Source organism: Streptomyces sp. NBC_00647 (assembly GCF_045207245.1).
Lineage (GTDB): Bacteria > Actinomycetota > Actinomycetes > Streptomycetales > Streptomycetaceae > Streptomyces.
Window position 1 is genome coordinate 1,600,330 of the sequence record NZ_CP109040.1, and the last position, 23,248, is coordinate 1,623,577.

General features: G+C 70.0%; 17 protein-coding genes. 11 read left to right on the forward strand and 6 right to left on the reverse strand.

Features of this window, described 5'->3' with window-relative positions; genetic code table 11:
- The first annotated feature begins 166 nt into the window (after positions 1-166).
- The 6 genes from OG788_RS07090 (at position 167) to OG788_RS07115 (ending at position 5,414) form a co-directional block, all read left to right on the forward strand.
- A complete protein-coding gene (locus OG788_RS07090; protein WP_351546079.1) occupies positions 167-1,489 on the forward strand; it encodes an extracellular solute-binding protein in 1,323 nt (440 codons plus the stop codon).
- Positions 1,486-2,409 carry a sugar ABC transporter permease gene (locus OG788_RS07095; RefSeq protein WP_356750058.1) on the forward strand — a complete coding sequence of 308 codons (924 nt, stop codon included), beginning with the start codon at positions 1,486-1,488 and terminating at the stop codon, positions 2,407-2,409. The genes OG788_RS07090 and OG788_RS07095 overlap by 4 nt, the downstream gene beginning before the upstream one ends.
- A complete protein-coding gene (locus tag OG788_RS07100; RefSeq protein WP_406369581.1) occupies positions 2,406-3,311 on the forward strand; it encodes a carbohydrate ABC transporter permease in 906 nt (301 codons plus the stop codon). Before OG788_RS07095 ends, OG788_RS07100 begins: the two co-directional genes overlap by 4 nt.
- Entirely contained in the window at positions 3,308-4,339 is a 1,032-nt protein-coding gene (locus tag OG788_RS07105; protein WP_406369582.1) for a LacI family DNA-binding transcriptional regulator, read from the forward strand. The genes OG788_RS07100 and OG788_RS07105 overlap by 4 nt, the downstream gene beginning before the upstream one ends.
- A gap of 212 nt (positions 4,340-4,551) precedes the next feature.
- On the forward strand, positions 4,552-4,902 hold the full coding sequence (locus tag OG788_RS07110) for a VOC family protein (RefSeq protein ID WP_351546091.1): 351 nt from the start codon (positions 4,552-4,554) through the stop codon (positions 4,900-4,902).
- Positions 4,903-5,021: 119 nt separating this feature from the next.
- The gene (locus tag OG788_RS07115; protein WP_351546094.1) at positions 5,022-5,414 is read left to right on the forward strand and encodes a MarR family transcriptional regulator; all 393 of its coding nucleotides are present in this window, start codon (positions 5,022-5,024) and stop codon (positions 5,412-5,414) included.
- A gap of 169 nt (positions 5,415-5,583) precedes the next feature.
- Here the strand turns inward: OG788_RS07115 and OG788_RS07120 are convergent, their stop codons facing one another.
- Both OG788_RS07120 and OG788_RS07125 read right to left on the reverse strand, forming a co-directional pair.
- The gene (locus tag OG788_RS07120) at positions 5,584-6,006 is read right to left on the reverse strand and encodes an SseB family protein (protein WP_406369583.1); all 423 of its coding nucleotides are present in this window, start codon (positions 6,004-6,006) and stop codon (positions 5,584-5,586) included.
- A gap of 343 nt (positions 6,007-6,349) precedes the next feature.
- Positions 6,350-9,319: a carbohydrate binding domain-containing protein gene (locus tag OG788_RS07125; protein WP_406369584.1), complete on the reverse strand. Its 2,970-nt coding sequence runs from the start codon at positions 9,317-9,319 to the stop codon at positions 6,350-6,352.
- 380 nt (positions 9,320-9,699) lie between these two features.
- Here OG788_RS07125 and OG788_RS07130 point away from each other — a divergent pair, with 380 nt between their 5' ends.
- Both OG788_RS07130 and OG788_RS07135 read left to right on the forward strand, forming a co-directional pair.
- A complete protein-coding gene (locus OG788_RS07130; protein ID WP_406369585.1) occupies positions 9,700-10,746 on the forward strand; it encodes a permease in 1,047 nt (348 codons plus the stop codon).
- A complete protein-coding gene (locus OG788_RS07135; RefSeq protein WP_406369586.1) occupies positions 10,743-11,708 on the forward strand; it encodes a TIGR03943 family putative permease subunit in 966 nt (321 codons plus the stop codon). The genes OG788_RS07130 and OG788_RS07135 overlap by 4 nt, the downstream gene beginning before the upstream one ends.
- A gap of 33 nt (positions 11,709-11,741) precedes the next feature.
- Here OG788_RS07135 and OG788_RS07140 read toward each other — a convergent pair whose 3' ends face one another.
- On the reverse strand, positions 11,742-12,515 hold the full coding sequence (locus OG788_RS07140) for a TetR/AcrR family transcriptional regulator (protein WP_351546106.1): 774 nt from the start codon (positions 12,513-12,515) through the stop codon (positions 11,742-11,744).
- Positions 12,516-12,790: 275 nt separating this feature from the next.
- Here OG788_RS07140 and OG788_RS07145 point away from each other — a divergent pair, with 275 nt between their 5' ends.
- From OG788_RS07145 to OG788_RS07155, 3 genes are all read left to right on the forward strand, one after another.
- On the forward strand, positions 12,791-14,503 hold the full coding sequence (locus OG788_RS07145; protein ID WP_406369587.1) for an MFS transporter: 1,713 nt from the start codon (positions 12,791-12,793) through the stop codon (positions 14,501-14,503).
- A 333-nt stretch (positions 14,504-14,836) separates the two neighbouring features.
- Complete coding sequence (locus OG788_RS07150) at positions 14,837-15,949, forward strand: aminotransferase class V-fold PLP-dependent enzyme (protein ID WP_406369588.1); 1,113 nt, start codon at positions 14,837-14,839, stop codon at positions 15,947-15,949.
- Positions 15,950-16,255: 306 nt separating this feature from the next.
- Positions 16,256-16,663, forward strand: a complete 408-nt coding sequence (locus tag OG788_RS07155; RefSeq protein ID WP_406369589.1) for a hypothetical protein — start codon at positions 16,256-16,258, stop codon at positions 16,661-16,663.
- Positions 16,664-16,762: 99 nt separating this feature from the next.
- On the opposite strand, the gene OG788_RS07160 is transcribed toward OG788_RS07155, so the two are convergent.
- From OG788_RS07160 to OG788_RS07170, 3 genes are read right to left on the reverse strand one after another with little or no spacing between them, the layout of a single operon-like run.
- Positions 16,763-17,773, reverse strand: a complete 1,011-nt coding sequence (locus OG788_RS07160; protein WP_406369590.1) for a tetratricopeptide repeat protein — start codon at positions 17,771-17,773, stop codon at positions 16,763-16,765.
- Positions 17,770-22,284, reverse strand: coding sequence for a hypothetical protein (locus OG788_RS07165; RefSeq protein ID WP_406369591.1), 4,515 nt, complete (start codon positions 22,282-22,284; stop codon positions 17,770-17,772). The genes OG788_RS07160 and OG788_RS07165 overlap by 4 nt, the downstream gene beginning before the upstream one ends.
- The gene (locus tag OG788_RS07170; protein ID WP_406369592.1) at positions 22,281-23,117 is read right to left on the reverse strand and encodes a hypothetical protein; all 837 of its coding nucleotides are present in this window, start codon (positions 23,115-23,117) and stop codon (positions 22,281-22,283) included. Before OG788_RS07170 ends, OG788_RS07165 begins: the two co-directional genes overlap by 4 nt.
- Between the last annotated feature and the right edge of the window lie 131 nt (positions 23,118-23,248).

Below are 23,248 nucleotides of genomic sequence, written 5' to 3' on the forward strand. Positions count from 1 at the left end.
TGCCGAAGGGGGAGCTCCGGTGTCGAGAGGCGACCGTGCGAAGGCCCGAAAGGCCGGGCGCGGGGTCGCTGTCCCGGTACCGGCGGCACGCCCCCGAAGGCGAACCGCGCAAGAACAGGGCAGGCCTCCGCAGCAGGCGGGGGCCCAGGTCAGGGGAGAACGTTCCATGCCCAACACGAAGCACAGCCGCCTCGTGGCCAGCACCATCGCCGTCGTCCTCGGCGCCACCTCGCTCGCCGCCTGCGGCTCGTCGGACGACGACAAGAGCGAAACCCAGTCCGGACCCGCGTCGCTGACGTACTGGACCTGGGCGCCGGGCATGGACAAGGTCGTCGACCTCTGGAACAAGGGTCCGGGGAAGAAGCAGCACATCACCGTCACGGTGAAGAAGCAGGCGTCCGGCGACACGCTCGTCACCAAGATCCTCACGGCGCACAAGGCGAAGAAGGCACCGGACCTGGTGCAGGCCGAGTACCAGGCCCTGCCGACGCTGGTCAGCAACGACGCCCTCGCCGACATAGCCGGCGAGTCGAAGGAGGCCAAGAGCAAGTTCGCCGACGGCGTCTGGCAGCAGACGACGCTGGGGACGGACGCGGTCTACGCGATCCCGCAGGACATCGGCCCGATGATGTTCTACTACCGCGCGGACCTCTTCAAGAAGTACGGCCTCACCGTTCCGACCACCTGGGAGCAGTTCGCCGAGACCGCCCGCGCGCTGAAGAAGAAGGCGCCGGACAAGGCGCTGACCACCTTCTCCGCCAACGACTCCGGCCTCTTCGCGGGCCTGGCCCAGCAGGCGGGCGCCCAGTGGTGGACCACGTCCGGCGACAAGTGGAAGGTCGGGATCGACGACGCGGCCACCCGGAAGGTCGCCGACTTCTGGGGCGGTCTCGTCAAGGAGGGTGCGATCGACAACCAGCCGATGTACCAGCCCGCCTGGAACAAGGCGCTGAACACCGGCAAGCAGATCGCCTGGGTCAGCGCGGTGTGGGCTCCCGGCACCCTGACCACGGCGGCCCCGGACACCAAGGGCAAGTGGGCGATGGCCCCGCTGCCGCAGTGGTCGGACAGCGACAACGTCACCGGCAGCTGGGGCGGTTCCTCGACGGCCGTCACCACGGACTCCGCGCACAAGGCGGCGGCCGCGAAGTTCGCCGCCTGGCTCAACACGGACCCGCAGGCGGTGGCCGCGCTCGCGAAGGAGAGCGGCATCTACCCGGCCTCGACCAACGCCCAGCTCAGTGACGCCTTCTCGCAGCCGCCGGCCTTCTTCTCCAACCAGCCGGACTTCTACACCAAGGCCTCGGAGATCGCCAAGACCACCGCCCCGTCCGCATGGGGCCCGAACGTCAACGTCGCCTACACGTCCTTCAACGACGCCTTCGGCGCCGCCGCCAAGAACAAGTCGGACTTCGGTGCCGCTCTGAAGACCATGCAGGACGCCACCGTCGCCGACCTGAAGAAGCAGGGCTTCGGGGTCGCTCAGTGACGACCGCACGCCGGAAGCCGTACGGGGTCAAGGGGGCCCCGTACGGTTTTCTCCTCCCCGCGACGATCCTTTTCGTCCTCTTCTTCGCGCTGCCCATCGGCTACGCGCTCTGGCTGAGCCTGCACAAGGTCCAGGTCAAGGGCCTCGGTCTGGGAGCCGGCGCCCGCAAGGAGGTCTGGGCGGGCCTCAGGAACTACACCGACGCCCTGACCGACAGCGAACTCATCGACGGCGCGCTGCGCGTGGCCGGCTACGGCGCCATCGTGGTGCCGGTGATGCTCGGCCTCGCCCTGCTGTTCGCGCTGATGCTCGACGCGGACAAGGTGCGTCTCGCTCCCCTCACCCGGCTGGCGATCTTCCTGCCGTACGCCATCCCCGGTGTGGTGGCCGCCCTGCTGTGGGGGTTCCTGTACCTCCCGGACGTCAGCCCCTTCTACTTCGTCCTCGACAAGCTGGGCATGCCGCAGCCGAACCTGCTGGACGGCGGCCCGCTGTACTTCGCGCTGTCGAACATCGCGGTCTGGGGCGGCACCGGCTTCAACATGATCGTCATCTACACCGCGCTCCAGGCCATCCCGGCCGAGGTCTACGAGGCGGCGAAGCTGGACGGCGCCACCCCGCTGCAGACCGCCCTGCGGATCAAGATCCCGATGGTGGCGCCCTCCCTGGTGCTCACCTTCTTCTTCTCGATCATCGCCACCCTCCAGGTGTTCAGCGAGCCGACCACGCTCAAGCCGCTCACCAACTCCGTCTCCACGACGTGGAGTCCGCTGATGAAGGTCTACCGGGACGCGTTCGGCGCCGGTGACATCTACGCGGCCGCCGCCGAGGCCGTGATCATCGCCGTGGTCACACTGGTCCTGTCCTTCGGCTTCCTGCGCGCCGCCAACTCCCGTACCAAGCAGGAGGAAGCACGATGAGTTCTCTTGCCGTCCGCAAGGCGGCGCCGGCCGCGGGCACGACGCCCGGCACCGCTCAGGGACCGCCCCTGCGCCGGCGGATCGCCCTGGTCCCGACCCTCACACTGCTGCTCGGCGCGCTCTACTGTCTGCTGCCCGTCGCCTGGGTGGTGATCGCGGCCACCAAGTCGGGCCGCGAGCTGTTCTCGACGTTCACGTTCCTGCCGGGCACCGGCTTCACCCAGAACGTCCAGGACCTCAACGCCTACCGCGACGGCATCTACTGGACGTGGATGGGCAACTCCGCCCTCTACGCCGGTCTCGGCGCCCTGCTGTCGACCGCCGTCTCGGCGATCAGCGGCTACGCCCTGGCGATCTACCGCTTCCGGGGCCGCGAGACCATCTTCAGCGTCCTCATGGCGGGCGTGCTGATGCCGCCGGTGATCCTCGCGATCCCGCAGTACCTGCTGCTCGCCAAGGCGGACCTGACGGACTCGTACGCCTCGGTGCTCCTGCCCCTCGTCCTCTCCCCGTACGGCGTCTACCTCGCCCGGATCTACGCCGCCGCGGCCGTCCCCGGTGACGTCGTCGAGGCCGGGCGGATGGACGGCGCCGGCGAGTGGCGGATCTTCACCCGGGTCGCGCTGCCCATGATGGTGCCCGGTCTGGTGACGGTGTTCCTGTTCCAGTTCGTGGCCGTGTGGAACAACTTCCTGCTCCCCTACATCATGCTCAGCGACGACGAGAAGTTCCCGATCACGCTCGGCCTGTTCACGCTCCTCGAACAGGGCTCCAACACCCCGGCGCTGTACACCCTGGTGATCACCGGGGCTCTGCTCGCGATCATCCCGCTGGTCGCGCTGTTCCTGGTCATCCAACGCTTCTGGAGCCTCGACCTGCTGTCCGGAGCCGTAAAGTCATGACCATGAGCAACACGGGGGGCCGACGCAGGCCGCCGACGATCCACGACGTCGCGCGCGAGGCCGGTGTCTCACGCGGCACCGTGTCACGCGTGCTCAACGGCGGGCACTATGTGAGCCCGTCGGCACAGGAGGCGGTCAACGCCGCCATCCGCAGGACGGGCTACGTCGTGAACCGGCACGCCCGCTCACTGATCACCGGACGGTCCGACTCGGTCGGCTTCCTGCTGACCGAGCCCCAGGAGCGGTTCTTCGAGGACCCGAACTTCAACGTCCTGCTGCGCGGCTGCACCCAGGCGCTCGCCGCGCACGACGTGCCTCTCCTGCTGATGCTCGCCGGCACCCAGGACGAACGGCGGCGCATCACGCGCTACATCACGGCCGGCCATGTCGACGGGGTGCTGCTGGTCTCCAGCCACTCCGGCGATCCGGTCGCCGAGGAACTGCGCGAGGCGGGCGTGCCGCTCGTCGCGTGCGGCAAGCCCATCGGCCTCGGGTCCAAGGTGAGTTACGTCGCCGCCGACGACCGGGACGGCGCCCGGGACATGGTCACGCACCTGCTCTCCCTCGGGCGGCGCCGGATCGGTATGGTCACCGGCCCGCTGGACACCCCCGGCGGAGTCGAGCGCCTCGCCGGCTACCGGGAGGTGCTCGCCGAGGCGGGCATCGAGGCCGACGAGCGCCTCATCGCCTCCGGCGACTACAGCCGCGCCAGCGGTGAGGCGGGCGCCGAACGGCTCCTCGAGAGCGCCCCGGACGTGGACGCCGTCTTCGTCGCCTCCGACCTGATGGCCCAGGGTGTGCTGGCGGCACTGCGCAAGGCCGGCCGCCGGGTCCCCGAGGACGTCGCGGTCGGCGGCTTCGACGACTCCCCCGCCGCCACGGCCGCCACTCCGGCCCTCACCACCATCCGCCAGCCCTGGGACCGCATCAGCTCCGAGATGGTCCGGGTGCTCCTCGCCCAGATCGGCGGCGAGGACCCGGCGGCGGTGATCCTGCCGACGGAACTGGTGCGCCGCGAGTCCACCTGAGGCCGGCGCCGGAAGCCGCCGGGGCCGGCCCCGATGCCACGAGGCCCCGCGGGGCGACCCTCCCCGGGGCCTCGCCGCGCTCCGGGCGGGCGCACCGGTCAGGATTCGAGAAGCCACACCCGCCTCCCCCGGCTTAGCGTGAACGCACCGTCGGAACGCCGACGGCACGACAGTGGGCCGACACGGCCACCACGCACCACGGAGGAGTCGCCATGACCGCCGGGCTCAAGACCATCATCTACCCCGTCAAGGACCTCGCACAGACAAAGGCCCTGTTCAGCGCACTGCTGGGCGTGGAGCCGTATGTGGACGAGCCGTACTACGTCGGCTTCAAGGACGCGGGCCAGGATGTCGGCCTGGACCCGAACGGCCACTCCAAGGGCCTGACCGGCCCGGTCCCCTTCTGGCACGTCGACGACATCAAGGAGCGGCTGTCGGCCCTGCTCGGCGCCGGCGCCGAGACCCTCCAGGAGATCCAGGACGTGGGAAACGGCAGGCTGATCGCGTCGGTCAAGGACGCGGACGGCAACCTCGTCGGCCTGATCCAGGACCCCGCCGCCTAGGGACGGCCGAGCGACCGGCTGCGGGGGAACAGCCATCGCGACCGGCGATACCGGCGATTGGATGCGGACGCACTAGTTGCACACTCAACTACTGGCCGGATCTCTGTTACCGTTCAGTTATGGCAACGAAGACGCCCAGTGCCCGCCTGGAGGACCAGTGGCGGGACATCCTCTCGGTGCACGCACGCACGATGTGCGAGATCGACCGCGTGCTGCATCCGCACGGCCTCGGAGCCAGTGACTTCGAGGTCCTGGACATCCTGGCCTCGGGCACGGTCTCGGAGCCGGGCGAGCAGTGCCGGGTACAGAACATCGCGGGCGGGGTCCATCTGAGCCAGAGCGCGCTGTCCCGGCTCATCGGCCGCCTGGAGAAGGACGGCCTGGTGGAGCGCACCGTCTGCCAGGAGGACCGCCGCGGAGTATGGGTCGCCCTCACCTCGAAGGGCCGCGACCTGCACGCCGAGGTGCTCCCCCTGCAGCGGTCGGTGCTCGCCCGCATGCTGCGCGACTGACCGCCTCTCGGGGCGCGTCCGCGAGGAGCGACACCCGACCCCCTGCCCCGCCTCGGTGGCACCCGGGACGGCCACGGACATACGGCGGCGGCTCGTCGTACGGGGGCAGCCGTCGGCGGAGGGAGGGGCGGGGCTCGCATGAGTGCGCCGCCCCGGGGCGGCGCTGCCGTCAGCCCTGCGGCCGGACCAGCAGGGTGCGCACACCCTCGGAGGTGAGGGTCAGTCCGTGCGGTGAGCTGGCGTCGATCGTGAGAGACAGATCGTCCGAAGGCCACTGGGAGGCGAGCGCTCCGAGCGGCACGAGACGGTAGCGGGAGACGGACGGTAGCAGCTCGGCCATCTCCAGCTCGGAGGTGAACACCGGAACCACCTGTTCGCCGCCCGGCTGCTCCAGGACGGGCAGAGCGACGGCCGTGGGATCGGCGACGTCCGCGTCGGTGGCATCCTCCGGCACGGGCACCAGCACATCGCTGCCGGCGAGGGTGTCCAGCGCCGCGGTGTCCTCTGTGTTCTCCGCGAGGGTGTTCAGTGCCTCCTGGGCGGGTGTCGCCGCTGCTGCGGTGGGGTGGTGGTTGTTCAAGGGCGTGTCCATGGCAGATCCCGGGGGTAGTGGCGGGCGGGCGGCCACCCGGGCCGGTCTCGCTCCCGGGCGCATCGACCGACGCGTACCCAACGCACACCACGCCATTCATCCCGGCCCTTTCTCCTCCGCCGCGGGGAGCCGCGATCCCTTGTCCCGCCCGGGGCGGGAAGCGGCGATCCGGTGTCCCACCCGGGGCCGGGAGCGGCGATCCGTTGTCGACCCCGGGACCGGAAGCGGCGATCACGGCGTCGTGCTCGGGCGTGAGGCACCCGGCGTGACCACGGTGATCGCCGCTCCCGCGCCCGCACACCGGGCGCGGGCTGCCTGAGGCAGGCGCTGCGCGAGTCGGCGGCTACTTCAGGTACGGGCCGGCCGCTCCGATCTTGCCGGGCCCGTTCAGCACATACACCCGCAGGTTTCCCGTCCCGGGTGCGGCCACCGACAGCGTGCCGGCGGACACCGTCTTCACGTCCCCGGTGACGGCGTCCGTGTACGTGCCGTTGGGGATGCCGCTGTACGTCGCGCCGCCGGTGACCGTGACGAGCGCGAAGCTGTCGGTGGAGCCACTGGTGTAGCGGCGCTTGAAGGCCATCGAGCCGCTGATGCCGTCCGTCGAGTACTGGCCCGACTGCAGGGCCGGGATCGCCCGGCGGATCTGGTTGAGCCGCTGGAGGTGCTTGACCAGCGGCTGAGCCAGGGTCGTCGCGACCTCGCCGCTCGCGGAGTCGGCCTTGCCGAAGTCGGAGGCCGTGACGCTGCCCGCGAGATGACCGCCGTAGTACGCGCGTCCGGTGGTCGCCAGCGGGCAGGTCGGCCCGCAGTCGATCTGCTTGCCCTTCTGGAACTCGATCTCCGATCCGTAGTACAGCGTGGGAATGCCGCGGAAGGTCCACATCAGCGCCATGTTCTCGGCCCAGGCGTCGGTGCCGCCGCTGTAGCGGGTGCTCGACTTGTTCGGGCCGTAGTCGTGGCTGTCGACGTAGACGACGTTGTACGTGGCGTCGTTGACGGAGTCGTCGGAGTCCTTGCCGTTGCTGTAGGCGTTCTGCGCGTCGCCGAAGTTCATGTGCATGCGCATGTCGATGATGTTCATGCCGGAGAACTGGCTGCGGTCCGGTGTGTGATAGCTGTTCCCGCTGAGGAAGGCGTTGGCGGAGGTGGGCTGGTTGCCGGTGCCGAGCTGCTCCTCATAGTTGTACTGCTCGATCGCCGCCGTCACGTCGTCCGCGCTGTACTCCTTGCGTTCCTTCCAGGTGAAGAACTGCGCGGAGTGGTTCACCGAGCCGCGGTTCCACTTGTCGTTGACGAAGGCGCCGACCTCGCCGAAGACGAAGAAGTTCTTCGCCGCCTCCGCGCCGAACCGCTGGGTGACCCGGTCGTAGATGGCGGGCAGGAAGCGGCGGTTCCAGGTGACGCGCGGAATGTGGACGGCGGTGTCGACGCGGAATCCGTCGACGCCCATGTCGATGTACTTGTCGTACGCGCCGATCAAGTAGTTCTGGACGGTGGCGTTCTCGGTGTTGAAGTCGGCGAGGTCCTCGTGCAGCCAGCACGAACGGGAGTCCTCGCCCTCCCAGTTGCCGATCCAGCACTGGTGGTAGTACGCCTTCGGGAACATGCCCGACGTCGGGCTGGGCCACTGGCAGTTGTACACGGTGTAGCCCTCGGCGCTCTTTCCTCCGGTGGGCTTGCCCCAGTTGAGGCAGGTGTTGCCGGAGGGTTCGGCGGTCGACCACAGGTCACCGTTGTAGTACGACTTCCCGGACTTGGGCTCGACGGTCAGGCCGTCGTACTCGAAGCCCTCGTTCTTCTCGTCGTAGTACCAACTCCACTGGGAGTCGCGCACGCCGTAGACGGTCGGGGTGAACAGGCCCTTCGCACCCCAGCGGGAACTGTGGTTGTACACGACGTCCTGGTAGATCTTCATGCCCTTGGCGTGGGCGGCGTTGATCAGGTCCTGGTAGGAGGCTCCGGCGGACTCCAGGCGCGGGTCGACCTTGTAGAAGTCGTAGCCGTGATAGCCGTGGTAGTCGTAGTCCGAGCGGTTGAGGACGACCGGGGTGATCCACACCGCCGAGAATCCGAGCGCCTTGATGTATTCGAGTTTGTCGACGAGACCCTTGAAGTCCCCCCGGAACATGGGGTCGTTGTTGTTGGCGTTGCCCGACTTGACGTCCTGGCTGCCGCCGCGGTTGTTGGAGCTGTCGCCGTCGTAGAAGCGGGCGGTGAGGACGAAGTAGATCGGGTCCTTGCGCGGGTCGGTGCCGAGCGGGGTCCCCGAGGCCGGGGCGGGGGCCTTCTCCCCGGTCGTGACGGTGGCGCCGGCGGAGGCGGGCGAGGTGTTCCCGGCCGCGTCGACCGCCTTGACCGTGTAGGTGTAGTCGGTCTTCTCCTCCAGTCCCGTGTCGGAGTACACCGTCGAGACGACGTCGGTGACGACCGTTCCCTTCGTACCGCCGGCGCGTGTGAGCTGGTACTTCGTCACGGCGGTGTCGTCGGTCGCCGGGTCCCAGCTCACCACCACCGAGGTGTTGGTGGCGGTGGCCGTGACCTTCGTGGGCGCGGTCGGTGCCTCGGTGTCGGGCTCTTCGGCGGCGCACGGGTCCTTGGCGTCGGCGGTGACGGTCCGGTCCTTCACGGTCGTGGTGCCGTCCGCGACGGTGTAGTCGGTCCCGTTGTTGTTGTCCCAGACGCCGTTGCCGTTGTTGAAGGCCGCCTTGAGCGAGGTCGCCGTACCGATGTCGAGGGTCTTCTTCCACCAGCCGGTGCAGGCGGTCTCCATGCCGACGCCGGGGGCCGTCGTCCAGGAGCCGCCCGTGGGCGCGTAGTGGATGTTGGCCGTGGTCCAGCCGGACGTGGCGGTCGAGTAGTAGACGGTGGCCTGGTTGCCGCTGCCCGTACCGGTGTCGGCGCACGGGTCGCTGTGGGCGATCACGCCGTCCTTGACGGTGATGGTGCCGGTGCCCAGCGCGTAGTTGCTGCCGCCGTTGTTGTCCCAGGTGCCGCTTCCGTTGTTGAAGGTGGCCTGCAGTCCGGCGGCCGAGCCGAGGTCGACGGTCTTCTTCACCCAGTCCGTGCAGGCCGCCTCCATCTGAACGCCGGGCACGGTGGTCCAGGAGCCGCCGTCGGGGGCGTAGTGCAGGTAGGTGGTGGGCCAGTTCTTGGACTTGGTGTAGTAGAAGACGGTCGCCATGGCGGAGGTGGCGGCCGTGCTCTCCAGGGGGACGGAGGCGGCGTCCGGCGGGGTCGGTCCGAACAGTCCGGTCACCGCGACGAGCGCCATCAGCGTTCGTAGCGGCGGGCGTTGGGGTCTGCGTCTCATGGGGCGTCTCCAATGCGGTTCCGGGGAGGGGGAGTTGCATTGCAAGAAGAACCGGCAAGTTCCTGAAAGCCCTTGCGGCCGGAAGCTACAGGTACATGACAGCGACGTAAAGAGATCTCGCAACGACCGGATCGCGGAGCGAAATCGGACCAGGGGTGGTAGTCGTCGCCCCGAGCGCGGAACCGAGGGTGAACCGGCCGCTCACGACGACCGAGGGGCGTGAGTCGCCGCTGCTCGGTCCTGCGCAGGTCAAGATTCACCCGGGCGGAGGCAATCCCGGCGACACCCGGTGAGAAGCTGTGGCCGAACCGGCGTATTCAAGGCGGAGGGGCATCAGCAGCCCGAGCCCGAGCCCTTCCCCGACCGGAGGTACCTCAAGCGTGACCATGACCAAGGCAGCCCCGCCACCGGTTCACCGGCCGGACGGGGACGACGGCCGAGGCCTGCCGGACGGAGGCGACCGCCAGGGCCGGCAGGGCTGGAACATCAGCTCCCCGCTCGCCCTGACGATGCTCCTGCTGCTGGTCATCGCGTCACAGGGCCCGATCCGCGGGGCGCTGTCCACACCGGTGATGCAGAGCTGGATGACCGTGTTCGTCGCGGTGGTGGTGCAAGCGCTGCCCTTCCTCGTGCTCGGTGTGCTGCTGTCGGCGGTCATCGCGGTGTTCGTCCCGCCGTCGTTCTTCGCCCGCGCGCTGCCCCGGCGCCCGGCACTCGCGGTGCCGGTCGCCGGGATGGCCGGGGCGATCCTGCCCGGCTGCGAGTGCGCTTCCGTGCCGGTCGCCGGGGCGCTGGTGCGCCGCGGTGTCACCCCGGCGGCGGCGCTGGCCTTCCTGCTGTCCGCACCGGCGATCAACCCGATCGTGCTGACCGCCACGGCCGTCGCCTTCCCCCGGAACCCTGAGATGGTCCTCGCCCGTTTCGTGGCGAGTCTCCTCGTGGCCTGCGCGATGGGCTGGCTGTGGCAGCGTCTCGGTCGTACCGACTGGCTGCGCCCGCCGGGCCGCCCGGCCCACGAAGGCCTCGGCAGGGGGGCGGCGTTCTGGGGCTCGGTGCGGCACGACGTGATGCACGCGGGCGGGTTCCTCGTGCTGGGCGCGATGGCCGCGGCCACGCTCAAGTCCGTCGTCCCGGCGAGCTGGCTGCAGGCCGCCGCCGGGAATCCGGTGGTGTCGATCCTCGCCCTCGCGATCCTGGCCGTGCTGCTGTCGATCTGCTCGGAGGCCGACGCGTTCGTGGTCGCCTCGCTGAACCAGTTCTCGCTCACCGCCCGGCTGGCGTTCCTCGTCGTCGGACCGATGATCGACCTGAAGCTCTTCGCCATGCAGGTCGGCACGTTCGGCCGCGGATTCGCCCTGCGGTTCGCGCCCACCACCTTCGCCCTCGCGATCCTCATGTCCGTTCTGATCGGGGCGGTGCTGCTGTGAACCGGCAGGCACAGGCGGCCGTGCTCTTCCTCCTCGGAGCGGCGGTGCTGCACGCGAGCGTCACGGACCTCTATCTGCGGTACGTCAAGGCCGGTTTGCAGCCCCTGCTGCTCGCGGCGGGCGTGGTGCTCATCGTCACGGCCCTGGCCACGGTCTGGTACGAGGTGCGCGAGCACCGAACGGCTTCCGCCGGCCGTCCCGACGCCGACAGCGACAGCGACAGCGACAGCGACAGCGAGGAAGCGCACGGGCGGGAGGACGTGCACACGACCACTGCCGCGAACGCGGTCGCGGTCGCTGAAGGGCCGGCGGTCGCGAGCTCGAACGCGCCGGGCCACGCAGACGCGGGCGGACTCACGAACGGACCCGGACACGGGGACGCTCCGGGCCACACGGACATGGACGCGCCCGGGGACGGGTCCACGGACGACGCGCAAGGGCACGGGCACACGCATCGCGAGCCGCGTATCTCATGGCTCCTCGTCCTGCCTCTGCTCGCGCTCATCCTGGTCGCCCCGCCCGCCCTCGGCTCCTACAGCGCGATGCGCACCGGTACGGCGCTCCAGGCGCCGTTCGGCTACGCCAAGTTGCCCGCGGGCGACCCGGTCCCGCTCGGCCTGGTCGACTACGCGAGCCGGGCGGCGTACGACCACGGCCGTTCCCTCGGCGGGCGCCAGGTGAAGATCTCCGGCTTCCTCGCGCTCGACCATGCCGGGACGCCGTATCTCGTCCGCATGGCCCTCAACTGCTGCGCCGCAGACGCCCAACCGGTCAAGATCGGCCTGACCGGGCGGATTCCGCCCGTCCTCCGGCCGGACACCTGGCTCGAGGTCACCGGTACCTACACCGGCAGGCGCACGAAGGACCCGGTCAACGGCGGCATCATCCCGTTCCTCGACGTCCGTGCGGCGAGGCCGGTCGCGACACCGCACGATCCGTACGACGAGAGCTGGAACAACTGATCGCAGGGGCCGGCGAGGGCAGGTCGGGGTCGCTCAGGCCGCCGGGTCCGGCAGATAGCTCGCCAGGCCGCGCAGCATGATCTCCAGACCGATGTCGAACCTCTCGTCGGAGGAGTCCGTCACCATCACCCCGGACAGGGCACGCAGATGGGGGAAGTCCGCCGGGGGCAGGGACGCGAAGTAGTTCTGCATCTCGTCGGCCATCACGCGCCAGTCCGGACGGGCCAGGGAGGAACCCTCACCGCTGTGCTGGGCGGCCCGGTCCTGCCACATGCCCTCCTCCAGGACGAACCCGTCGATGTAGGTGGAGATGAGGTCACCGGCCTCGGCCGCGATGCGGTCGGGCAGTCCGGCGGTGCGGAAGACGGCGAGCAACGCCTCGACGTGCGGCAGCAGTTCCGCGGTGAAGGGGACGTGGGCCATGGAGATCCTGGCCATGTCGCGATGGGACGACAGGCGCTGCCGCCACGAGCGCGCGTAGTCCCGCACCTGCTCCTGCCACCGCTCCGGGTCGGCTTCGGGGATCGCGAAGCCGTCGAAGAGCCGGGTGTACATCAGCTCCAGAAGGTCGTCCTTGGAGCTGACGTAGGCGTAGAGGGCGGAGACCGTCACACCCAGTTCGGCCGCCACCTGGCGCATCGACAGGCCGTCGAGTCCCTGGCGGTCCAGAACGGTGAAGGCCGCCTCGACGACGCGTTCGCGTGACAGCGGTGCGCGGTCACTGGCGGCGCGGCCGCGAACGGGACGCTCGCGCTCCCAAGGAGACGGCGGAGGTGGTGCGGGGGTGCCGGCGGCCGCGTCGCTCATGAGGACAGTCTAGGCGTCCGGAGAGCAGTGTTCTCTCTCGGTGAGCGGCGTTCACCCAGACAGAACGCGATATATCTTGTCCGCGTCGCCGGGTTGCGCTATATCTTAATGAACGCTGTTCTCTTGGTGAGCACTGTTCTGCTAGATTGAACAGTGTTCTCCGGTGTCTCGTCGCCCGTCTCTCCCTCCGTGCCGGCGAGCCGGGCAGTCGCATCCGTCCACCCACCGCCCCCGTCGATCCTCACCGCGGGGCGGCCTCTTCACGAGGAGTTCCGATGTCCACCACCGGTGTCGCGTCCGCCGAGACGACCATCGACTCACCAGCGCCGTACCGGTGGCGCTGGGCTGCGCTCTTCGTGATCCTGGCGGCCGAGGTGATGGATCTCCTCGACGCCGTCGTCACGAACATCGCCGGTCCCTCCATGCGGGCCGACCTCGGCGGCAGCGCCTCCACCCTGCAGTGGCTCGCCGCCGCCTACACCCTCTCGATGGCCGTCGGGCTCGTCACCGGAGGGCGGCTCGGGGACATTCACGGGCGCCGCAACATGTTCCTGGTGGGAGCGGCCGGCTTCACCCTGGGTTCGCTGCTCTGCGCGATATCCGTGTCGCCCGAGATGCTGATCGGCGCGCGTGTCGTCCAGGGACTGTTCGGCGCGGTGATGCTGCCGCAGGGCCTGGGCATGATCAAGGAGATGTTCCCGCCGAAGGAGTCGCAGAAGGCCTTCGGCATGTTCGGCCCGGTCATGGGTCTGTCAGCGGTCTGCGGACCGATCCTGGCGGGCTGGCTCGTGGACGCCGACTACTTCGGCACCGGCTGGCGCATGATCTTCCTGATCAACCTGCCGCTGGGTGCCGCGGCGCTTCTCGGTGCCCTGCGCTATCTGCCGAAGACCCGGTCCGACAGCAAGCCGCGCCTCGACATCCCCGGCATGCTCCTGGTCTCGCTGGCCGCGCTGCTGATCATCTTCCCGCTGGTGCAGGGCCGCGAGTACGACTGGCCCGTGTGGACGTTCCTGATGATGGGCGCCGCGGTGATCGTCTTCGTCGTCTTCGCCCGGTACGAGTCGCACCGCAGCAAGGCCGGGCGGGACCCGCTGGTCGTCCCCAGCCTCTTCCGCAAGCGCGGCTTCAGCGGCGGCATGATCCTCGGACTGGTCTTCTTCTCGGCCATGCAGGGCTTCATGCTGGTCTTCAACCTCTACACCCAGATCGGCCTCGGCTACTCGCCGCTCAAGGCGGGACTGGTGATGGTGCCCTGGTCGGGCGGCATGATCGTCGGCTTCGGGATGGCTCAGGGTGTGGTCCGTTTCGGACGCGCCGTCCTTCAGGCGGGCGCGCTGGTCATGGCGGTCGGCGTGTTCGGCGTGTGGCTGACCCTCGACCAGGTGGGAACCGGTGTCGGCCCCTGGCAGCTCCTGCCGTCGCTGCTCGTCACGGGCATCGGAATGGGCCTGCTCATGGCGCCCTTCTTCGACATCGTGCTCGCCAGCGTCGAGCAGCACGAGACGGGTTCGGCGTCCGGCACGATGACCGCGGTGCAGCAGCTCGGCGGCGCCTTCGGCGTGGCCATCCTCGGCACCGTGTTCTTCGGTCTGCTGGGCGGCGGGATCGCCACCGCGGTCGACCATCGCTCGGACCACCTGCGGGGGCAGCTGACCGCCGCGCACGTCTCACCCGCGGCTCAGGATCGCGTCGTGGCGGACCTGCGTAAGTGCGCCTCGGACCGCGCCGTCGCCAAGGACCCTGCCGCGACCCCGGTATCCTGCGCGCGCCTGGAGAAGGACGCCCGGTCCGCCGCGACCTCGCCCCAGGCCGGCGGCCGTATCTCCGCCGCGCTGGGGACCACCGCGTCGTCCGCCTTCCAGAGCGGTTTCGGCTCCGTCATGAAGACGCTGCTCTGGATCGTCGACGGCATGCTCGCCCTGACCTTCCTCCTCGCCTTCCTCCTGCCGCGCCACGCGCGCCCGGAGGAAGCCGCCGGACACTGAGCCCAGGCAGCGCAGGCATCGGCGAGGCGGACGGCCGGGCACCCTCTCAGGGATGCCCGCCCGTCCCGTCTCCGTCGTCGACACCACACCCATTCCGCCTGCCCGGTCCGGTCGGGCCATGGACCCCGGGCCGGTCAGCGCGGTGGGAAACGCGTACCGTGCGAGCGGGTGGAGACACGCGCCGTGGGCGAACGGCGGACACCGGTCCGCCTCACACGCGGCGCATCTCACCTGGCGCACACGCCGTCACGCAGCCCGAACAGCCCGACCCGCGCCACCACCTCGACCAGCGCGACCAGCCCAACCCGTTCTGTCCCGGAAGGACCGAGCCCCGTGCTCACGTCGTACGCAGCCCACTTCAACACGCCCCCCGGGTACCTCGACTTCGCACGGTTCGGTCCGCCGTCGCGGGATGCCGTGGCCGCCACCGCGCTGGCCATGGAGGAATCCGCGCGCGCCGATCACTCCACCGTGGACGGCCTGATGCGCGCGGAGGCGGCCGCACGGGACGCGGCCGCCCGCCTCGCGGGCACCGACGCCCAGCACACCGTGCTGCTCCCGAACGCGTCCACCGGTCTGTTCCACGCCGCTCTCGGCATCCGGGAGGGGGTCGTCCTCGCGCCGCGCACCGATTTCCCGGCCAACCACTATCCATGGCGCCGTACCGCGGACCTGGGCCGGGCCACCCCGCGCTGGCTCGAGCCGACGCCCGGCAGCGGGGTCACACCCGAACTGGTCCGTGCCGCGCTGACCGACGACGTCGTCGCCGTGTCCGTGAGCGCCGTGGACTTCCGCACCGGCTTCCGCGCCGACCTGGCGGCTCTGCGCGAGGCGATCGGACCGGACCGGCTGCTGATCGTGGACGCCATCCAGGCGTTCGGCGTGGCCGAGATGGCCTGGGACGCGGCCGACGTCGTGGTGGCGGGCGGTCAGAAATGGCTGCGCGCGGGCTGGGCCACCGGCTTCGCGGCCCTGTCCGATCGCGCGCTGGAGTCCCTCGAGCCGGTCCTCACCGGCTGGACGGGCGTCGAGGACGTGGGTCTCTTCGACGGAATCGAGCACCCGCCGGCCGCACACGCGCAACGGTGGTCGATCACCAACCTCAGCCCGGTGACGGCCGCCGCGTTCGTCGCCGCACTGGACCTCGTCGAGCGGCACACCGTCGCGGCGATCGAGGCCGCCGTCGCCACGCGGGTCACCGAACTCACCGACGTCGTCGAGAGGCAGGGCGGTCACATCCTCTCCCCCACGGACCCGGCGCGACGGGCAGGCATCCTCTCCTTCACGATGCCGGACCACGATCCGTCCGTCGTGGCGAAGGCGTTGCACGCCGAGGGGGTCACTGCGACGGCGCGCACCGACTCGCTCAGGTTCTCCCCGCACGCCTCGACCCCAGCGGAAGCGTCCGAGCGGGTTGGCGCGGCGCTGTCGTCGCTGAGGAACTGAACGGCCCCTTGTGGTCCGGGGCCTTTGACGTCCGAGGCCTTCGAGGTCCGCGAACACCGTCCGGAGAAAGGGGCGTTGCTCCAGCCTCTCGTACTACGGGCACGAGACCGCGGCGGGACGCCCCCATCACCACGCTCACGGCTTGCCGCTGCGGCCGGGGCGCGGCCTCTCCCCGCTGGTCAGGGGATCAGAAGGGTGTCAGACAGGGAGACATTGGACTCCGTCGCACCTCGCGTTTATCTGGTTCTTATCCTTCGTGTAGCGTGCGCGCGTTCGATCTCCATGCAACCTCTAGGAAGACCGCCGATGAGCGCTCCGACGCCCTCCGCCGCCCCGCAAGACCCTCAGTCCCCGCAAGGCGGGCCCATACCCGAGGCCGCGCCCGCCCCCGCGCCCGCCAAGAAGAGCAAGCTGAAGAAGTTCCTCACCGTCGTCGTCATGATCGTCGTCGCGGTGGCGGTGAAGCTCGGCATCGGCTACGTCTTCAACTCCCCGGTACGCGCTGACGTCGGCGACTGCGTGAAGGTCACCGGCTCCGAGAACAACCCCGACGTCGAGACCAAGGGCTGCGGCGACGCCGACGCCAACTACAAGGTCGTCAAGGTCGTCAAGGACACCTTCGACGTCAACGCCTGCACCGTCGGCGAGGCCGCGCTCGCGCAGGAGTGGGACGCCGACAAGTTCGTCCTCTGCCTGGACCCCGTGAAGAAGTAGGGCACATCGGGACGTGACGCGGGCTGGGCGGCGGTCAGCCGCCCAGCCCCCACCAAGACCCCATCGGCCAAGGAGCGTGAGCCCGTTGTGGCGATCGGTTCAGCGAGACCCTGTGCCTCTAGGAGGAGACAGGAACTTCGGGATTCCGCCGTGGACTTCATCGGCTTCCTCGTCGCGCCCGAGCGCACGGAGGTTCCGCTCCAGGCGTGAGCGTGTGTTCTTGGTGCCCGAGTAGTCCTTTCCTGCCGCTCTCTCGAACCTCGGCAGCAGGTCGGCGTTCACGGCACGTGCCGCCTCGTGGTCGCCGAGGCCGTCCAAGCCGACGGCGATGCCCGCAGCCGCTTCGAGTGTCACGAGGGAGTTCTCTCCCGACCTCTCTCTGTGCCACTCATGGATGTACCGGTACAGACTCAGGGCCTGGTCCGCCTCCCCCAGCCTCAAGAGGCTGCCCGCAAGGTTGCCGGTCGCCAGGATGGTCGTCCTGTCGCGCTTGCCGAGTCGCCGCCGACACCTCTGTACGGTGTCGGTGTTCAGCCGGGACGCCGCACGGAAGTCCTCCAGCGCGTTGAGGCACGCCCCCAGGTTGCAGGCGGCGAGGAGAGTGTCGGGGTGGTCGTCTCCGTACTCACTCGACCGCAGTCGAAGGATTCTCTCGAACACCGGTCGGGCCTGCTTCGCGTCACCCTGGGCGAGCAGGCACGCGGCGAGTCGTCCAGCGGCATCGATCGTGTCGGCGTGCAACTCCCCCATACGCGCCACCCAGTCCCGGTGGACGCTCTCCGCCAAGAGGACGCCGGGCTCCGCCCGATCGGCCTTGCGGAGGTACCGAAGGACGCGGATCACCAGGGAACGGAACGGCTCCGGTTCACTGCTCGGGACGTCCGTCTCACGCAGACAGCCGACCAGCGTCCGTACGTCGGCGGTGACCAGTTCGTACGAGGTCCAGGTGCTCGGATCGTCCGGATCGAGGGTCGGCAGCTCCGCGAGCCGGTCCCGGGCCGCTCGGCACACCGCGGCCGGCCCGGCCGGGTCCCGGGTGGTGCTTTTGCGGAACAGGTTCACGACGTCCGTATGCGCCTTCTCGACCGCGGGGTCGACCGGATGCGTCATGACGCCCGCCGCCCGTCCGAGCGGCCGGTGGCGACGAGTTGCGCCAGCCGGACGCCGTCCACGACCTCGGGCGCCCTGCCGTCGGGAGACGTACAGGCGAGAGCACGAGCGATGGCCGAGCCGAGGGTGGCCGCCGCGTCGGCGCCCAGTGCGTCGATCACGGCGTCCCGCCCGTGTTCCAGCAGCGCCATGGCGGAGGACCAGTCCTTGGAGGCGAGGTCATAGAACGTGCGCAGCGCGACCGTCGGCGCACGCTCCAGCAGGGCGGGGAACAGGCGCACCACCACGTGGTCCGGGATCCATTCCTCGCCCGGCCAGCGGGATACGCAGTGGCGGGACTCGTGCAGGAGGTCGACGGGATCCACCAGGTCGCCGAAGAGCGGCGAGGCCGCCAGGGTGGCCAGTGCGTCCACCCCGATCGTGGAACCATCGCCTGCCTTCGCGACGACTTCTTCGCCCAGCGCGCGGAGTTCGCGCTCGTGTTCCGGCCTGGCCTCCGCGGCGAAGACCAGCAGGTCGGCGGCTGCCGGCAGCGGACCGTCGTCGAGCATCTTCCGTATGCGCCGGGTGAACTCGGAGCTGAGCGGCGCTCCGGGCTCCGGGACGACGAGGTCCACGGCCGCGTCGTAGACCGGATCGTCGAAGCGGAGGTGCCGCGCCCTGGAGCGGTGGCCGGGCACCTCTCGAGCGATCCGGTGCTCCTGGTAGGCGACCGCTGCCAGGGTGCTCTTCGTCGGCGCGTCGGCCTGGCTCAGGCCCTCGACGGGGCTCAGATTGCGCAGATGCATCTGCGCGAAGTCCGGATGAGGGCGCTTGCCCGCGATCATGTCGTTGGCGTGCACCACGGAGGCCCACAGGAGCATGGATCGTCCGAAGGCGTGGCGGAGGTAGGCCAGCCCCTCGAGTCCCAGCATGTCCTGCTTTCGGCAGCCCAGGGCGCGCACTGCCAACTCGAACCGGACGCGGTGGTCGGGACGGACGTAGGCCAGCGCGTAGTCGTCCCCCACCGTTTCCCGCGCCCCGGCGACGCCGACGGTCCATCGATGGCGCGGCAGGTCACCGAGGGCCCGATCGATCTCCTTCGAGAAGGTGTCCGCTTCCGGGCCGTGATGGGAATCGCTGTGGTCGGGGCCATGGGCGGCCCGGTGCAGTTCGGCGAAGCCGATGGCACGCTCGGCGGGATCCGTGATCGAGCGGACGAGGGCGCCCGCCCAGGAGAGATCCTGGTCCGCCAACCGCCCCGCGAACCGGCGTACGACTCCGGCCGTGCTGCCGCGTGCGCCCAGCTCGACCGCACGGACCACGTCGGCCGGTGCGCGGAAGAAGTGATTTCGCGCGTGTGCGGCCCAGTGCTGGTCGACATTCACCAAGGCCGAGAATCCGAAGGGGTTCACCTCTTCCGCCTGGTTTCTGGCAGACGGCTCACGCGACTCGTCGGCGGAGCTCGCGAAACTCGCGCCGACACCGCCGCCCCCTCTGAGCGGGGCCGGCTCCTCCACGCTCCGCAGCACCTCTTCCAGGATCGCGGCGGCCTGGGTCTCCTGGCCCCGGCCGAGATGGAGGTGGGCGACGCCGGCGAGAACCGAGTACCGGTCGTAGCCGCCGTACATGGCCGGGGTCCCGTCCCCGGCGTCGGCGTGCCGTGACCAGGTGGCCGTCCAGTGGTCGCTCCAGTCGTTCCTCCAGTCGGTCCGTTGGATGCCCTTGGCCATCTGCGCCGCCCTGGCCAGGTCGTAGACGGCCATACGCCTCACGACGCCGATCAGTTCCTCGTCGCGCCGCATGCTGCGAAATCCGTTCGCCTCCGGATCGGCGGACGGCCCGGGAACGGCCGCGTGGGCGCGTTCGACGAGGGCCAGTTCCTCCGCTCGGTTCGACTCCCCGAGCACGGTCGAGGCATCGAGCCTGGCCCAAGAGCTCAGGCCTTTGGCCTGGTACCGGCGCAGGAGGGTCCGCGCACGATCGGGCGCGCCGAAACGGGTCCAGAGCCTCGCGCCGTCGAGGACGGCGCGCTCTGTGATGCCGTTGACCACGACCGTGTCGAGGCGGGCGAGCAGAAGACGGGCGGTGGTCCGGTCGACGTCGGCCAACACCTCGGCTGCCCGCGCGAGTTGGGGCGCGAGTTCCCGCTCTCCCTCGGCCAGGAAGAGCTGTGCGCGCACTTCGGCGAGAACGGTCCGGCTGGTGTCCGGATCGTATGGGGCCCATGCGGAGGCCAGCCTCGCCAGGCCCAGAAGTCGGACTGCCGGGCCCACGCCCTCCAGGGCCTCCTCGGCCTCCCACAGCAACTCGACGGCCTTTCCAGGGTCGGCCCGCTCGGCGAGATTCAGGTAGTCCGCCCAGCGCTCACCGGTGATGCCGTCGATGAGTGCGCGGGCCCTGTCCACGTCCTGCTCGGCGGCGCCGATCGCGGCGGCCCGGTACACGGCGTCCGGCTCCCTCTCGGGGCCCTTGGAATGCGGAGCCGTCTCCTGTCCGTGCCGCCAGAGCCGCAGGGCGCGTTCGACGTCGTGAGGTGCCAGCATGCCCGCGGCCACCTCGATCGCTCTCCAGGCGTCGATGTCGCTGTTGCGGCCGACGCCGGTGCTCGGAACCGACACCGCGGACTCCCCGAGCATGTCCAGGAGTTCGTCGGCCGGGGGCGTTCCGGGTCCGGGACGGGCGTACCGCAGGATCTCCGCGAAGGCCATGACCCGGCACAGCGACGGACTGATCCCGTTCGCGTGCTCCAGCGCCTCCCTCACCCTCCCCACCCGCGCGAGCAGCCCGATCACCCGCGGCGGCAGCGCACCACTGGTCCGGGCAGCCTGGTGGCGTACGACGCCGAGGTACGCCATCGCCTGCAGCCCGGTGGCCACGGGGGCGGTGTCGGCGATGTGGTGGGCGATGCTGTCGACGAGTTCGAGGAATCGGCGTTCGGCGCCGAACTCGGCTCTGACGGCGCGGCGCAGACCGGCGCAGACCAGGTCGGCGGCCTCGGCGGAGACGCTCGGGCCGGACTTCAGGAGGTGCACGGCCAGGTGGGAGAGACCGTAGCGGTCCACCCGGGACCAGTCCACGTCCGCCCAGGTGGGCGCGGTGCCTCGGTATGCGCGGGCGATCTGTTCGTGCCATCCGGTCTCGTCGACCCAGCACTCGGGATGCTTCTCACGCGCTTCCGCCCCGGCCAGGAACTCGCCGATGGAGGTGTGGAAGAAGGCGAACCGGTCGCTCCGGCGCTCCAGCAGCCAACGCAGGCTCGTGAGGACCTTCTGCGCGGGCCGGTCCCGGAGCGAGGTACCGGACATGACGGCGAGTTGTTCCTCCGTCAGCGCCTCTCGTGCCACGGTCAGTACACCGATGATCGGCAGGCCCACCCCCGCCCAACTGCCGGTCTGCTCAACGGTGCCGGACGTCCGTCTCGGCGCGAGTTCCTCACGGACCAGTTCCACGAAGAAGCCGTACAGGCCCGGCAGCCGGCCCGGCACTCCGTTGAAGACGAGGAGCCGGTCGACCAGGGCGTCGTCCTGTTCCTCGGCGGCGTCGATCAACGCCTGTGCGTAGGTGGCCAGATACAGGAAGTTTCCGGCGGCCCGGCGGACGGCGTGCCGCTTCGTGCTGCCCGGGAGGTTGCCCCTGGCTCGCTCGGCGGCCAGGACGGCGGGCCGTTCCAGGACGAGGTTCGCGTAGGTGTGGAGGTCGCCCACGACCTGGGGTGAGCCGGCGTCGATGACCACGTCGGTGAGCCTCTCCTCCCGGGCCGAGCGGAACAGCCGGAGCCCGGCGTGCGGACGGGAGGTCATGATCACTTTGACGTTGGCGGGCAGTTCGGGGGAACGGGTCAGCCAGTGCAGAAGCCCTTTCCTCGGCTCCGTCGTGCGGTCGTCGGCGATCTCGTCCAGCGCGTCGAGCAGGATGACGATCGTGGCTTCGGGATCCTGTTCGGCCATTACCTGCGCGGGTCCGATCAGCGCCAGGTGGGCCAGGTTGTCGGGGTCGAGGAGACGGGGCTCCAGGTGCGCCGTGCCGATCTCCACGCCGATGGCCTCGCCCGCCACGTCACGGACGCGCTGCTCGACCTTCAGGGTTGCGGTGCGGTGGAAGGGTGAGACCTTCAGGTCTTCGATCCTGATGCCGGTCAGCCGGCCCTCGGCCGCCACGGAGTCGATGTGCTGCTGGACGACGACCGAGAGGCTTTCCAGTGCGAAGAGTTCCGGGCGCTCCTGGGCGAGTTGATGTCCGATGCTCAGCAGGAACGACTCTGTGTCGCCGCCGGTGACCGCGGTCCGGCTGTCCCGTCGGAAGAAGTAGCGCAGCCGGTCGGGACGGGCCCGCGCGATACCGGCGAGCAGGCTGGTCTTGCCCGCTCCCGGCTCGCCCGTCACCAGGACGTACTGGCCCTCGTCGGACTTCAGGGCCCGCTCGATCTCGTCGTACAGCCACTCACGTTCGACGAAGTCCGCCCCCGTACGGGCCCGGATCACCTCCTCGAAGGCGCGGCGTGGGCGCGGGCGGCGGGCGCCGACGGTCACGACTCGCCTCCGGGGGTCGTCTGCCTGAACCCGGTCACGTTCGCGCGGCGGCCCACTCGCCCGGCCTTGACGTAGCCCTCGAAGTCGCCCGTGGCCCGATCCGTGTGCACCCCGGTCACCTCTGCCTCTTCCTCCACGTCGCCCACGTCCACGCTGCCCCGCACCACGTTCGTGTCGTGCCGCGCACCCTCGAGTACGGCGGGACCCAGGTCCACCTGCCGTACGTCGGCCCCCGGAACCCAGATCCAGGCCGCCCCCCGGTACTCCTTCTCCTTGACCGGCACCTCGCGGAACTCGTTCTCCCGGATCGTGGTGTACGCCTCTCCCTGTACGACGTCCCGGAAGACGGTCGCCGAGAGTCCGACCGCGAGGGGGGCCTCCGGCAACTGGTCCAGGGCGGCACGCAGGGCCGCGCAGTCACGGATGCGGCCGATCTCGACGGGGGCGCTGCCGGCGAAGCCGTTGGCGGCCGGCGAGGTCTCGCCGAAGTGGACGGCTGCCCTGAGCCTCAGCCGCGCCTCCTGCGCCCGGTCGAGGTTGAAGGCCCGCAGACCGGTCTCCAGACTTCGCATGAAGGAGTCGACCAGGGCAGGCTCGGAGGCGCCTTCGGGCAGGACCGCGAACAGCGAGTCCCCGCCCTCCTGTGTCAGCCACGCCTCGCGGTCCAACCCGGCGGCGCCGGCCGCCAGTTCCGTCAACCGCACGATCGCTTCCTGGAACTGGTGCTGCCGGATGGTGCCGGAGCCGCCGTATCCCTTCGCGTCGACGGCCAGCAGAAGTCTGCGCCTGAAGGCGCCCGCTCCGCCCATCCCGTCCTCACCGTTCTTCGCCATGACACCTCTCGGTACACGTACTTCGGGGGGAAACTCCGTCACTTCACTCAACCCCCCCATGAATCAGCGGGGGTGTAACACGACAGACCGGCGCCCGCCCCCCTTGCGGGCGCCGGCAATGCAGTACTACA